13 protein-coding genes are annotated in these 13,328 nt (G+C 37.9%); 12 read left to right on the top strand and 1 reads right to left on the bottom strand.

Going from position 1 to position 13,328, the window contains the following annotated elements:
* Positions 1 to 97: 97 nt before the first annotated feature.
* From V6255_RS10630 to V6255_RS10580, 11 genes are all read left to right on the top strand, one after another.
* On the top strand, positions 98 to 2,314 hold the full coding sequence (locus V6255_RS10630) for a TonB-dependent receptor (RefSeq protein ID WP_341628135.1): 2,217 nt from the start codon (positions 98 to 100) through the stop codon (positions 2,312 to 2,314).
* A 92-nt stretch (positions 2,315 to 2,406) separates the two neighbouring features.
* The gene (locus V6255_RS10625) at positions 2,407 to 3,078 is read left to right on the top strand and encodes a Fe2+-dependent dioxygenase (RefSeq protein WP_341628134.1); all 672 of its coding nucleotides are present in this window, start codon (positions 2,407 to 2,409) and stop codon (positions 3,076 to 3,078) included.
* A 140-nt stretch (positions 3,079 to 3,218) separates the two neighbouring features.
* Positions 3,219 to 3,866, top strand: coding sequence for a PepSY-associated TM helix domain-containing protein (locus V6255_RS10620; RefSeq protein ID WP_341628133.1), 648 nt, complete (start codon positions 3,219 to 3,221; stop codon positions 3,864 to 3,866).
* An 81-nt stretch (positions 3,867 to 3,947) separates the two neighbouring features.
* The gene (locus V6255_RS10615; RefSeq protein WP_025564830.1) at positions 3,948 to 4,460 is read left to right on the top strand and encodes a DUF2271 domain-containing protein; all 513 of its coding nucleotides are present in this window, start codon (positions 3,948 to 3,950) and stop codon (positions 4,458 to 4,460) included.
* A 90-nt stretch (positions 4,461 to 4,550) separates the two neighbouring features.
* Complete coding sequence (locus tag V6255_RS10610) at positions 4,551 to 5,384, top strand: DUF4198 domain-containing protein (RefSeq protein WP_341628132.1); 834 nt, start codon at positions 4,551 to 4,553, stop codon at positions 5,382 to 5,384.
* A 14-nt stretch (positions 5,385 to 5,398) separates the two neighbouring features.
* Positions 5,399 to 5,734, top strand: a complete 336-nt coding sequence (locus V6255_RS10605; RefSeq protein ID WP_341628131.1) for a hypothetical protein — start codon at positions 5,399 to 5,401, stop codon at positions 5,732 to 5,734.
* On the top strand, positions 5,731 to 6,336 hold the full coding sequence (locus tag V6255_RS10600; RefSeq protein WP_341628130.1) for a DUF6162 family protein: 606 nt from the start codon (positions 5,731 to 5,733) through the stop codon (positions 6,334 to 6,336). Before V6255_RS10605 ends, V6255_RS10600 begins: the two co-directional genes overlap by 4 nt.
* 56 nt (positions 6,337 to 6,392) lie before the next feature.
* On the top strand, positions 6,393 to 7,262 hold the full coding sequence (locus V6255_RS10595; protein ID WP_341628129.1) for a metal ABC transporter solute-binding protein, Zn/Mn family: 870 nt from the start codon (positions 6,393 to 6,395) through the stop codon (positions 7,260 to 7,262).
* Positions 7,262 to 8,014, top strand: coding sequence for a metal ABC transporter ATP-binding protein (locus tag V6255_RS10590; protein WP_341628128.1), 753 nt, complete (start codon positions 7,262 to 7,264; stop codon positions 8,012 to 8,014). The genes V6255_RS10595 and V6255_RS10590 overlap by 1 nt, the downstream gene beginning before the upstream one ends.
* Complete coding sequence (locus V6255_RS10585) at positions 8,014 to 8,892, top strand: metal ABC transporter permease (protein ID WP_341628127.1); 879 nt, start codon at positions 8,014 to 8,016, stop codon at positions 8,890 to 8,892. The genes V6255_RS10590 and V6255_RS10585 overlap by 1 nt, the downstream gene beginning before the upstream one ends.
* Positions 8,892 to 9,776, top strand: a complete 885-nt coding sequence (locus tag V6255_RS10580; RefSeq protein WP_341628126.1) for an ABC transporter substrate-binding protein — start codon at positions 8,892 to 8,894, stop codon at positions 9,774 to 9,776. The genes V6255_RS10585 and V6255_RS10580 overlap by 1 nt, the downstream gene beginning before the upstream one ends.
* 204 nt (positions 9,777 to 9,980) lie before the next feature.
* On the opposite strand, the gene V6255_RS10575 is transcribed toward V6255_RS10580, so the two are convergent.
* A complete protein-coding gene (locus V6255_RS10575) occupies positions 9,981 to 11,441 on the bottom strand; it encodes a hypothetical protein (RefSeq protein WP_341628125.1) in 1,461 nt (486 codons plus the stop codon).
* Positions 11,442 to 11,914: 473 nt separating this feature from the next.
* On the opposite strand from V6255_RS10575, the gene guaD reads away from it, so the two are divergent.
* A complete protein-coding gene (gene guaD, locus V6255_RS10570) occupies positions 11,915 to 13,225 on the top strand; it encodes a guanine deaminase (RefSeq protein ID WP_341628124.1) in 1,311 nt (436 codons plus the stop codon).
* Positions 13,226 to 13,328: the final 103 nt, after the last annotated feature.

Here is a 13,328-nt window from a genome sequence, read left to right as displayed (position 1 = left end):
AGCAAATATATATTTGTCGTTTTTGATGTGTTGAAAATAAATAGCGCTATGTACTTAAGTTTGTTGTGCAAACTTATCTAAAAGGAAAAATTAGAAAATGTCTAAAAAGTTTTTTAAAAAATCAAAGCCAATCACTAACTTGGCGATTGGATCTGCATTAATTACTGCTTTATCGCCTGCTTCATTTGCTGCGGATATAGAGCCTGAAGTAACTAATATGGATGTAGTGACGGTGACTGGGAAGTCAGAACAAGGAATTAATGCCGTCGATAATACCGCTACAAAAATGAATTTATCTTTGAAAGACACTGGTCGTTCTGTTGTAAAAGTAACAAAAGAGCAAATCGAGGATATGTCTGCAGAAGATGTTAAAGATATTGCTGAGTACGCGACTAGTATCAATACCAGTAGTTCTGCTGATCGTAATGTGATTATTCGCGGCATATCAACAAATCTTGATAACTTCATGGTGAATGGCTTACGTTCACTTCAAGGTGGTGAAGCAGGTTCAGGTTCTCGTTCTCCTAGTACTTATAACGTAGAGTCTGTAACAATACTTAACGGTTCTGATGCTATTTTATATGGTTCAGGTGTTGGTGGCGGTATAGTTAATATCATTACTAAAAAACCTCAAGAAGAATCAGAAACGACATTAGGTTTAAAAACACGATCTTATGTATCTGGAGATACGGCTAACTTTAAAAGAAACCAAGTATCAGTCAGCATTGATTCAACCGGTCAGTTAGTTGACGATAAAGTTTTATATCGAGTTAATGCAGAATTAACACCTGATGGAGAAGAGTTTCAAGAAGGGCGCTCAACAGATGAGCAAGCTATTGATGCCTCTTTAACCTTTATAGTCGGTGATAACACACGTATTACACCTCGTTTTGAATATATTAATCGTGAGACGACGGGTGGTAGTAGTTATGGTGATGGTGTTTACACCACTAATCTTGCTAATGGCACATTAGGTGATACAACAGATAGTTTTGGTCGTATTCTTAATCGTAGTTTCTATTATGGTAGTCCGCTAGATAAAGGGGCTAATAAATCAACTACTTTTGAATTAAGTGCTGAACATAAGCTACAAAACTGGACGTTAAATGCAACGGCTGCAGCGGTCAATACTAAGTCAAGCGCGCAAGATCTCTATGCCAGTAATAGCAGTGGTTTAGGTAATGCCATTGGTGATTCAACATTAGAAAGAAAGTGGGTTTATGCTCAAGGCGAAGACCAATACTTTTTACTTGATACCAATGCTGAAGGGAAATTTGAAACAGGTATTTTTAAACATCACTTATTAACGGGCGTGAATGTCCGTAATAAAGAAGTTAAATTTATGCGTAACTTCCAAGGTAATGAAGATGCGATAGGTAATAATACAATCAATGTATATAACCCAGATGATCAAATTTATACTCAAATGCCCGACTCTTTAAAAGACGGTAATTATTCAACAACAACTGATAATGAAATCAATTTATATTTAAAAGATCGTATTAGTCTTGGTGATTTCACGTTAGCGTTAGGGTTGGGGTACACAAGGTTCGAAGGTGAAGAAACGAGTTCAGATGATTCAGCTTATGATCAAAGCACTTCTAACTTTATCTATGATGCAGGTATTGTTTATAAACTAACTCCAGATGTGAATCTATTTGCGTCTTACAGCCAAGCTTATGAACCGATTGATACGTCGACGTTGGTACAATATGGCCAAGATGGTGTTAGCTACGATCCAGAAGAAAGTGATAACTATGAACTAGGCTTTAAAGGTGACTTTTTCGATGATAAGTTAAGTACTAGTGTGACGCTATTTTATATCAATACTAAAAATCAAACAGAGTATGAAACGATTGATGGTGATAGAGCGTTAGTGCAACGTTCAGGTGAAGCGTTCAGATCGACAGGGGTTGAAGTTAACGCGTTAGTTCATATCACAGACCAAATTTCTAGCCGTATAAGTTACGCATACACTGACGCGTCTGATACTTCGGGTGACGATAAAGGCGTACAAGCAGATTACACACCTTATAACTCTCTTTCTATTTGGAATAGTTATAAGATGGATAGCGAGCCAGTTCGTTTTGCATTAGGTATGAGAGCTGAATCAGGTAGTAATGATGGTGATTATAAAGTACCTGGATATGCTGAATTTGACTTCGGAACTTACTATGAACTAGAAAACTGGGATATCTCATTAGTGGTTCGTAATATGTTTGATAAAAGTCGCGTTGCTTCAACACCAAACTGGGTGTTGGCAGAAGGGAATGACCCTCGCTCTCTTAACTTAAACTTTAAATACCGTTTATAAGTGTCCTGTTATAAACACACTAAATAGTATTTTTAAATAACGATAAAGCGGACATATTAGTGTCCGCTTTTTTATAGAAAGGTTATTCGTTAATGATCACTATTCTTGAAAATGTTCTTTCTGAAGATGAACTAAAACAAATACATCAGACTTTGAGTCGTGGGAAGTTTCACGCTGGCGATGAAACGGCTGGTTGGGCTGCTAAGTCAGTCAAAAAGAATCTTCAATGGTATGCCGATCCTGAGTTAGAAACTGATCTTTCTAACACGATGGCCACTAAATTAGTCACACATCCTGATTTTGCAACGACAACTTACGCTAAAAAAATTGCACCCTTCTTATTTAGCGAGAGTAAAGATTCTGGCGGTTATGGAAATCATGTTGATGATGCGCTAATGGGGGCTGATTCTATTATTCGCTCTGATATCTCTTGTACTATCTTTCTGTCTGATCCAAAAGATTACAGTGGCGGAGAGTTGGTGTTTTCTATTGGAGCGCAAGCGTTAAGTTATAAATTGTCTGCAGGCCAAGCTATTATTTATCCATCTACCACACTGCACCGCGTAGAACCTGTGACAGAGGGAGTAAGAAGTGTTGCCGTTACTTGGTTAGAAAGCTATGTGCGTGATACTGAGAAACGAGGGATTCTTGGTGACCTTGACTTAGCCCGACGAAATATCATGACGACACAAGGTAAAAATTCAGCCTTCGACCAAGTGAGCCGCTCTCATGCAAACCTGTTACGACTTTGGGCTGAAACCTAACCATTAAGCAATCTCTCTAATTATTAGCCTCGCTATATAAATCTATTCAAGCTAAAGCAAATGTAAAGAATGTAAGTTTCATTATTTTTTAAATGAGAATGAATTACATTTGCATCTTTATTGTCAACCTCGTTATGAATATGTCTAATACCGTTACCAATTCGCTCAAAAATAAGAAAGTACAGTTATGGGCCCGCCGTTTACATATTTATGTTTCGATGGCGTTATTACTGGTGGTGTTGTTCTTTTCACTCACAGGAATCACCTTAAATCGTCCACATCTTTATGTGAGTGACTCTCCGAATGTTGATCGTAATATTTTATCAATACCAGCCCGATTCTTTGTATTAGAACAAGGGAAGTTCAGTGTTGATAAAACACCATTATTAAATTATTTAGCTGCTGAAGGAAAGTTGTCAGGAAAACCTTCAGCGATGCAGATGTTCAGTGAAGTTGAAGAAGGCGAGCTAGTCGAAGGAGAGCTTTCCTTAGATTATAAAGGACCAGGTTATAACAGCACTGTTTTCATCGATATGGTGACTCAAGAAGCTGAAATTGAAATAACACATTACGGTGCAATCGCAGTCTTAAATGATCTGCATAAAGGGCGAAACAGTGGTGAAGTTTGGGCTTGGTTTATTGATATTAGCGCCTTACTTATGGTGTTTTTTGTCTTAACGGGTGTGTGTTTATTAGTGCCTAAAAAGAAGAGTTTTAGCTTGGGTCTAAAATGGACGGCTTTTGGTTCGATGGTCACGCTATTGATTTACCTGTTTGCTGTGCCTTAGCTTGACCGATTTAAAACAAAAACCGAAAAAATAATAAAAAAAAGAGCCTAAAAACAAGAACCTAAAAACGAGAGTCTACCAATGAAAGTTAAAAATTTAACGTGTTTACTGTTTAGTTTATGTATCGCTTTACCAAGCTGGGCTAAAAGCATTCCAGAAACTGCAACCATGGATATTGAGTTTGTTATACCGAATATCGAAGCGAGTATTTATGCTCGCCCTTACGTTGCCGTTTGGATTGAAGACAAGCAACGTAAACCTGTCCGCACCATACAACTGTGGGTCGGCGAAGATGAATGGTTAAAAGACCTTCGCAGCTGGTGGAGAAAGGTGGGGCGTAACGATCGTGCGGTGGTTGATGCTGTTACTTCTGCAACAAGACCTGTCGGCCAATATCGCTTTAGTTGGGATGGGTTAGATCAACAAGGTAAACGTGTAGAACAAGGTGATTACACTTTTTATGTGGAAGTGGTACGAGAGCACGGTGGACGTAATTATATACGTCAAAAAATACAGCTAGCAGAAGAGGGCTTTAACATGCAGTTAGAGCCTACTGAAGAAACAGGATTAATCACTTTAGATTACCACCTGTAGACGTTGCTGAAATACTGTTTTTGAAATGTACGATGAAGTTATTTTGATTACCCAATTTTATTTTTAAATTAGTTATTAAGAGAGAGAGAAATGTTGAATAAAAAAATAAACACACTGGTTGTCCTTTGTTCTATTCTAGCTGGAAGCATGTTGTCTAGTGTTGCTAACGCACATCCTCGATGGGTATTGCCCTCGCACTTTACTATTTCTAAAGAAGGTGGTGATTGGTTGACCTTTGATGTAACGGCATCTCACGGTACTTTTGTAATGGATAAACCAGCGGGTAGTGAAACGGCACAAATTATCATGCCTGATGGTCGTCAAGAGCGTCCTGATTTTGTATTACGTGGCAAACGCCGCTCAGTGTTTGATTTCTTCTTTTCTGAAGAAGGGACACATCGAGTGCAAATCAATAACGTACCGGGTTATGTAACACATTATAAAGCGGGTAAACGAGACACGGTAAAAAGAATACGAGCGAACAAAGTGGAACGTTCAAACTTATTACCTGAAGCATCTCGAGATATCAGCACAACGGTTATGTTCACTCGTGCAGAAACGTATATCACAGTCGGTAAACCAAGTGAGAAAGCATTCCCGTTAGAAGGTAAATTCTTAGAGTTACAACCTATTACTAAACCTGCTGATATTGTGGCTACTGAACCTGTTCGTTTTCAATTTTTCTTTAATGGTAAAGCACAAACTGGCGTAAAAGCTGAAATTACACGTGACGGTACTTTATACCGTAACCAACAAGATCAAATTGACGTAGTCAGTGATGAGCAAGGTTTTATTGAGTTTACACCGGAGATTGCTGGTCGTTACATTCTAAAAGCGTCTCATACTGATAAGTTAGCTGACAGCCCATTAGCCGATAAAATGAATGCAAATGTACACCTTACTTTCGAAGCAATACTTCCGTAGTGGGGGACTTAGCAATGACCTTTAAAAAGTCTTTTAAAACCTCTTTTAAAGCCTTAAGTGGCGCTGCGTTATTATTCTCAAGCAGCGCAGCTTTCGCTCACTTTCCTTTGATGCATTGCGTATCTGTTGGAGAGGCTATTGAATGTGAAGCAGGTTACAGTGACGGCAGTAAAGCGATTGATTCTCGAGTCATTATGTTTGATTACGATGACAACTTAATTGCTAAAGAAAAAACCGATAAACGCTCTGTGGCAACGTTTAAAAAAACAGCGGAAGAGTTTTATATTGTCTTTGATTCTGGACATGAAAGCCCTGTTGAAGTTGACAGTGTTGAGATAACAGAAAAATGATAATACAACAGACCGTTGTAAGTGAAAATAGGGGACATGAAGGCTATTGGATTGCTTTTTTATGTGCCCTTATTTTAATGATTGGTGCGCTGTTATTGCCTTATAACAGCGTTAACCACCAACATAATAACCTTCAAGCACATCAAGTGTTGATTACAGAATTAACACCCCCTCCTTTATCAATGATTGCAGAATTACGCCTTGCCTATGAAGAGATACATTACTTTCATGAAGCGAATCAAGCTTGGTTATCGGTACAGCAGTTAGAAGCAGACTGGATTGCACCTTTTGTAAGAGATAAAAGTTGGGCGCACCAAGGTGAACATCAATGGTCGCAAATAGCCCCTGGTATTTATCAAAGTAACCCAGCACAAGGCGGTCCTCGTTATTTATTAAATAGCCAAGATCAGGCACTCGATATTTGGATTGATTTTAAAAACACAACGCCACAAGCAAGCATCATTAAAGTAAATGTTAATGCACAAGTTAATAGCGATGTTAAAGCACGACTTAACACGCTTGATACAACATCATTAATTAAAGCAGGTTGGACTCAAGTGGTTTTTGAATCAGAACAAAACGCATCCGAACACGGTCATTAACATCATTCGCGAGACTCTCTATCATGTTTAAAACATTCTTTTTAGGTTTACTATTGATGTTAAGCAGCAGCTTAAGTCAGGCAGAAAAATTAACCGTTGGTATCACATTACAACCTTATTACAGTTACGTAAAAGCCGTAGTTGGAGACCTCGTTGAGGTATTACCGTTAGTTGATGAAGGTTTTAATCCTCATAACTATCAACCACAAGCAAATGATTTACGCCGTTTAAATATGATGGATGTCATTGTTATTAATGGTATTGGGCACGATGACTTTGCATTAAAAGTGATTAAAGCGGCTAACCGCGATGATTTGATTATTATAAAAGCCAATAAAGACGTGCCGTTATTACCTGCAATGGGGCAGTCAGTTGGCAGTGGCGTAGTGAATCCACATACTTTTGTTGGTGTTTCAACCACCATTCAAAAGGTTTATACGATTGCTAATGAGATGGCAAAAATAGACCCTGATAACGCGAAGCAATACCGAGCGAATGCACGTCAATATGCGTTAAAGTTTAGAAAAATGAAGCACCAAGCAATGCTGGCATTAAGCGATATTGATACTGCAGGCATGAAAGTGGCAACCACACATAATGCTTACGGCTATATCTTGCAAGAATTTGGTGTTGAAGTCAGTGCGGTTATTGAACCTGCGCATGGTGTTGAACCGAGTGCGAGCCAACTACAAGAAACCATTGAAAAAATCCGCGCCTCAGGCATTGATGTATTGTTCTACGAGCTTAATATGCCGAATCGTTATGTTGATACGATTGAGAAAGAAACAGGTATAAAGCTGTACCGTTTTTCTCACATGACTCATGGTGCTTATGAGGAAGATAAAGTAGAAGTCGAAATGCGTAAGAATTTAAATACCTTAGTGGAAGCGATGAAGTTTACTGCGCAGCAAAAAGGCGGTGCGTAGTGGGACCTTCAATTTCATTAAACGATGTTGGTTTACGTTATGAAAATAACATCGTATTACAGGACATTTCTGTCTCACTTGATGCGGGAAAATGTCACGTGATCATGGGGCCAAACGGCGGTGGTAAAACCTCTTTATTACGCTCAATCTTAGGGTTAACGCCTTTTAAAGGTGAGATAAATGTTAATTGGACCGATAGTAAAGGGAAGATCGGTTACGTGCCACAAAAGGCGACTTTTGAGCCTAGCTTACCGTTAACTGTCCTCGATTTTATTCTACTCAACCAAAGTCGTTCTCCGCTATTTTTTAACTTTAATAAAAAACACAAAGTGAAAGCATTAGCACAATTAGCACGTTTGGGTATGGCGGATCGCGCTATGTTTCGCATGGGGCAATTGTCAGGCGGTGAACAGCAACGTGTTCTGTTTGCTCAAGCATTATTAGACAACCCCGACTTACTTATTTTAGATGAACCCACCAATGGCATGGACGATCAAGGAGTACGTTACTTTGAGTCTTTGATCAGTGATTTAGTGAAAGAGCAAAAAACAATTCTTGTGGTACATCATGATATCAGTGCCGTGCGCCGTTTAGAGGCAACTGTGCACGTGGTAAATGGTGTGTTAATTGAAAGTGGTGATGCGAGTGAGGTATTGCAAACCAATAAGATAGAGCAACTCTTTAATCATTATCGTAGTACGCCAGTGTCCGATGTTGTTAATGACTCAACGGTTAATAGTGAGGTGGCATAGTGGATACGTTACGTTTATTAGCAAGCCAAGGCGCTGAAGCGGGTTGGTTAAGTGAAAGCTTCTCCTATGCGTTTATGGTAAATGCATTGGTGGCGGCATTATTAGTGGGACCGCTATTAGGTGGTTTAGGCACATTAGTGATTGCCAAACGCTTAGCGTTCTTTTCAGAAGCGGTTGGTCATGCGGCTTTAACGGGTATTGCGATTGGTGTGTTATTAGGTGAGCCACCTGAAAACCCAATTATTGGTTTGTTTTGTTTTTGCATGATTTTTGCGTTGTTATTACATTTTGTGCGCAACCGAACGGCGGTTCCTTACGATACATTAGTCGGCGTTTTTCTTGCCGTTGCATTAGCTGGCGGGGCGGCATTACTGATGTACGTTGCCCGTAAAATTAATATTCACATGTTAGAGAATGTTTTATTTGGTTCTATTTTAACCATTACTGATTTTGATTTATTAGTGTTAGGTATCAGTTGTTTACTGATTATTGTTGGTCTCATGTTTACGTTTAATCGTATTTTATTAGCATCAATCAGCCCTGATATTGCGAAGGTGCGCGGTTATAACACGCATTTTTATGATTACTTATTTGTGATGATGATTACCTTAGTGACCATTGCTGCGGTTAAAATTGTAGGGGCCGTATTAGTGGGGGCATTATTGCTTATTCCGGGCGCTACGGCGCGTTTAATGACGAAAAATATGGGTAGTTTTGTGCTGCTATCTTCGTTATTAGCAACTCTGAGTTGCTTGATTGGTACGTTATTACCAATGGAGTTAAAGCTGCCTATTCCCTCTGGCGCATCGATCATTTTAGTCGCTGCTAGTTTCTTTTTAATCGCGACTATTTATCGCATTGTTGGTGGACGTTCATAATGAATAAAGTCTTTAATAAGCTATTTCGCTATTCGGTCATTTTTTCTGTGCTGCTAGCATTGTTGCCAACTCAATTAATGGCAAAAGATATTTTAACCACAACACCTGTTACGTACATGTTAGCCACACAATTAATGAAAGGCTCACCCATCACAACAACTTACCTTGCACCAAAGCGTTATGGCTTGGAACGATTAAATAATTGGTATGCGACTAAAGGAGAGGCGAAGGCATTAGAGGCCGGTAAAACAGCAATGGTTGCGATTACGCTAAAGGCATTATGGCCACAGGATCCTCTTTTTGTTTATGCGCGACAGGGCAATATTAATTTAATTGAAATCGATGCATCACAATCTATTTCACCACTTGCACGCGGTATTGCAAGTGTGCAGTTAAGTGATGGTAGTAGCTCTATTTATGCTTGGCTTAACCCGAATAATATCGGCACTATGCTTAGTATTGTGAGTGAAGATCTAAAACGAATTTGGCCTGAATATAATGGTTTAATTGAGAAGAATCAGCAGCAGTTATTAGTTGATACTCGTTTGCTTATCAATCAACAACAGCAAGCTTTATTCGATAAAGAGATTGATTCAGTGGTGCTATTATCCGCCCAATTGGAAGACTTTGCTTCAGCTAATCAACTGTTTGTTGTGCAGCGCTTATTCAAAGCAGAGTTAGAATGGACTGAACAAGATAAGTCTGCACTAAAAGCGTTATTACAAGAGTCACCGTATTTGTGGTTATTAACCACGAAGAAAGTATCTCAACAACTTAAGCAATTATTACCTGATTTCTCAAATATATTAGTGATTGATAGTATCGATCGTTGGGGTGGTTCAGGCATTAAACTAGAAAAGCCATTACAACGTTGGTTGTTTTAAAAGTGGCATTGATGGCTTTAAAGTGACATTAATTATGAGCGCGTTAAAATTAAACTAAGCCCTTATTAAGCTAAGTCCTTATTAAACTAAGCACTTATTAACTTAAGTATTTATTAATCTGGCCATGATGAAACAAAAATGCCGTTTAGCTTTAATAAGTTAAACGGCATTTTTATAGGCTCAGAAAACATTAAGTATTAAACATTAAAGGCGGCGTTTAATGTGCATTAAAGAGTACAGTTTCGATTGTAATTTCTTATCTGCTTTATCTTTAATTTTCGCTTCGCCTGCTTTTTCTATTTCTATAATCCCTGAGCGGTTTAAAGTGATCCGGTAACGTTCAAATTGTGCTTGATACTGACCTTGGTCTAAGGCAACAATCACGTTAATTTGGTAACGTCGTTCAATCGACGTCGTTTGGATCTTTTCTCTATTCGCTGTTGTATCTAAACGTTCATAGACTTTACCTGTACCACCTTCTGCATAACGCGTTAGCGGACGTAAGCTAAAGAATATATTTTCTTCCATGGTATCGTAACCGGCTTGAAAGCCTTGTTTACTGACTCGCGTTTCAATACGGTAATGCAATAGCTGCGCACTTTGTTTGTTTTGAGAGTGACGCTCTGCTAGTAAGTCTTTACTCTGCTGTGGTAGTTTTTTACTGATGCTGTAATCTAACCAAACTTTCTGCTTTGCTATTTCTACTTGGCTAGTTGAATCATATAAAGTACGCGCCCATTTAGGTTTCCCTCGTCGTATCCATCGCCATAATATGTTTTTAAATTCATCTTTAAAGACTTCACGTACCCCATAAATGATCGCTAATAAGAAGATCATTAAAGTGGTTAATTGGCTGAATGCACCTTGAGTTTTAATGATTAACACTAATACCACACTCATTAACAAAGCAGTCGCAACACCTGTCACCATTTTCTTAGTGTGATTGCCGAGTACGAGTGTTTTACTTTTAAAAATCACCCCATATTCAATCAAACGGCGTAATAAACGCATTTTGTTGGCAATACGGTTAGGTTCCTTTAAAGTAGCTTCAGAGTTATAGCCTTTTTTCTTACGGTATTGATTCTCTTCATCACAAATAGTTAATAACGCTAAACGTGTTTCAGAAAATTCACTTGGGCGTGGCTTTTTAACCAACATGCGCATGATGGTTTGTTCGGTATACCATGATAAATAGTTATCTACATTTTCATAGATAGAAGTGAGTTTGGCACTTTTAGGTTGATGGCTACGATGTTTTTTTAGTATATCTAAGCAGTGCTCTATCAATTCAACCGCTGCATCATAAAAGTCAGCTAAACTCTCGCTATCATTAATCGCTAAGACTTCATTCGCATCTGTATCTAATGCTGAGATATATTGGTAAGCAAATAAGTTTAAATTACTTTTATATTCTGATGCAGAGCGTTTCATTCTAGTTGCAAAACGACGATGTAATAAAGGTAAGTGCAAGCCTTTGGTATGGTAAGCACGACGCCCATTGATACCCGCATTGAAATAATCTGTTTCCGATAAGGTGTCTTTATTTATGCCCATCTCTTTTGGTAATGAAAAATATAAATCAATACGCCTAAACGTCCCTTGTTTCATGTGATGGGTCAGTTTAATTGATAATTTTTCGTCTTGCTTTAAAGTGAAGTTGGGCAATTTTTTCCTCCTTAGTTGGTTGAAGTATATCTGTATTATAAAGCGTTGTAATGATCAAGAACGTAATTTTTTAAAGTTTTCAGATACTAATTTATTAGTTTTTTATTATTTTAAATAGAGCTGATAATTAAACCTTTGTCATTGATTTTATTCTTTTTAATCGTCTTACTTTAACCATTATCGTATTTATCACTTCACTGCATTATATTGGTGCTTGATAAATATTAAATGCACCGCCTTCTTGCATCTTTCTTAACATAAAAGCAATTACCTTTTAATGATCCCTATAGGAAATTAGTACTTTAAGGTTGGCATGATTTTGGCTATATTACCGATGCTTTTGGTGATTTTCGGTTGTTAATAATAAAACGCTTGAAACAAGGACTCAGTTATTGTGAGTCAAAAATCATAGTTGTCATTTAATTTGACGTTATTTAACGCAACCTGAATAAATCTAACTATGGGCATTCTTTATGATTCAACAATCAAATACAGTTATTCGCGCCAGCTTTTTACATTTTATTAACGATCCAGCCAAAGTAGAAAATATTGCTGATGCTTATCAATATATTTCTGATGGTTTACTGGTTATTGAAAATGGCAAAGTAAAGTCATTGACACCATTTAATGATAAAAGTGCAGACTTATACCCTCACCTTGAAGATAAACGCGGGCAATTAATTATGCCTGGCTTTATCGATACGCATATCCATTATCCTCAAACAGAAATGATTGCAGCCTACGGTGAGCAACTTTTAGAATGGTTAGAGACTTATACATTTCCAACCGAGAAACAGTTTAAAGATAAATTATATGCACAAAAAATATCGCAGTTTTTTATTAACGAACTATTAAAAAATGGCACCACTAGCGCATTAGTTTTCGGGACGGTTCATCCTGAATCTGTTGATGCGTTATTTGAAGAAGCTGAAAAAATAGATATGTGCATGATCGCCGGTAAAGTGATGATGGATCGCAATGCACCGGATTACTTATTAGATACTGCGCAATCAAGCTATGACCAATCTAAAGCATTGATTGAAAAATGGCATAATAAAGGGCGTTTACAATACGCTATTACCCCACGATTTGCACCCACCTCAACACCAGAGCAGTTAACATTAGCTGGCAAATTAAAAGCAGAATACCCGGATGTGTATGTACAAACACACTTATCTGAAAACATAGATGAGATTGAATGGGTTAAATCACTTTTCCCTGAACGTGAAGGTTACCTAGATGTGTATGAGCATTATGGGCTAACAGGTGAAAAATCAGTGTTTGCACATTGCATTCACTTGACCGATAAAGAATGGGATACATTAGCGAGAACTAAATCAGTGATTGCATTTTGCCCAACTTCTAATTTGTTTTTAGGCAGTGGCTTATTCAATTTAGATAAAGCAGATGAGCATCATGTACCTGTTGGTCTTGCGACTGATGTGGGCGGCGGTACGAGTTTTTCACAATTACGTTCATTAAGTGAAGCTTATAAAATAATGCAGCTGCAAGGTAAAAAATTATCTGTTTTTAAAGGGTTATATTTAGCGACATTAGGCAGTGCACAATCACTTAGCTTAGACCATAAAGTGGGTAACTTTGAAAAAGGAAAAGAAGCAGACTTTATTGTATTAGATTGGGCTGCAACGGAATTACAAACATTACGCCTTGAAAATTCAAACAGTTTACAAGATAAATTATTTGCCTTAATGATGTTAGGTGATGAACGAAATATTCATTCAACTTATGTTGCAGGGAAATTAGTTTATAGCGTCGCTGATTAAGTCTATTTGCTCCGCTTTCCTGCCTATAATCGCGTGAAGAATTTAGCTATAATTAGATTCAGATGTTATAACTAATTTTATAATCAACTTTGTTACAGGTAGG

This window comes from Psychromonas arctica (genome assembly GCF_038155225.1).
In the GTDB taxonomy this organism is placed as follows: Bacteria; Pseudomonadota; Gammaproteobacteria; order Enterobacterales; family Psychromonadaceae; genus Psychromonas; species Psychromonas arctica_B.
This window is presented reverse-complemented; position numbering and strand designations above follow the sequence as displayed.

Excerpts from the sequence above, each read along its gene's own strand:
- V6255_RS10620 (WP_341628133.1), top strand. The coding sequence starts at position 3,219 with ATGTCTAATACCGTTACCAATTCGCTCAAAAATAAGAAAGTACAGTTA.
- V6255_RS10600 (WP_341628130.1), top strand. The coding sequence starts at position 5,731 with ATGATAATACAACAGACCGTTGTAAGTGAAAATAGGGGACATGAAGGC.
- V6255_RS10580 (WP_341628126.1), top strand. The coding sequence starts at position 8,892 with ATGAATAAAGTCTTTAATAAGCTATTTCGCTATTCGGTCATTTTTTCT.
- V6255_RS10630 (WP_341628135.1), top strand. The coding sequence starts at position 98 with ATGTCTAAAAAGTTTTTTAAAAAATCAAAGCCAATCACTAACTTGGCG.
- V6255_RS10625 (WP_341628134.1), top strand. The coding sequence starts at position 2,407 with ATGATCACTATTCTTGAAAATGTTCTTTCTGAAGATGAACTAAAACAA.
- V6255_RS10605 (WP_341628131.1), top strand. The coding sequence starts at position 5,399 with ATGACCTTTAAAAAGTCTTTTAAAACCTCTTTTAAAGCCTTAAGTGGC.
- V6255_RS10615 (WP_025564830.1), top strand. The coding sequence starts at position 3,948 with ATGAAAGTTAAAAATTTAACGTGTTTACTGTTTAGTTTATGTATCGCT.
- V6255_RS10610 (WP_341628132.1), top strand. The coding sequence starts at position 4,551 with ATGTTGAATAAAAAAATAAACACACTGGTTGTCCTTTGTTCTATTCTA.
- guaD (WP_341628124.1), top strand. The coding sequence starts at position 11,915 with ATGATTCAACAATCAAATACAGTTATTCGCGCCAGCTTTTTACATTTT.
- V6255_RS10595 (WP_341628129.1), top strand. The coding sequence starts at position 6,393 with ATGTTAAGCAGCAGCTTAAGTCAGGCAGAAAAATTAACCGTTGGTATC.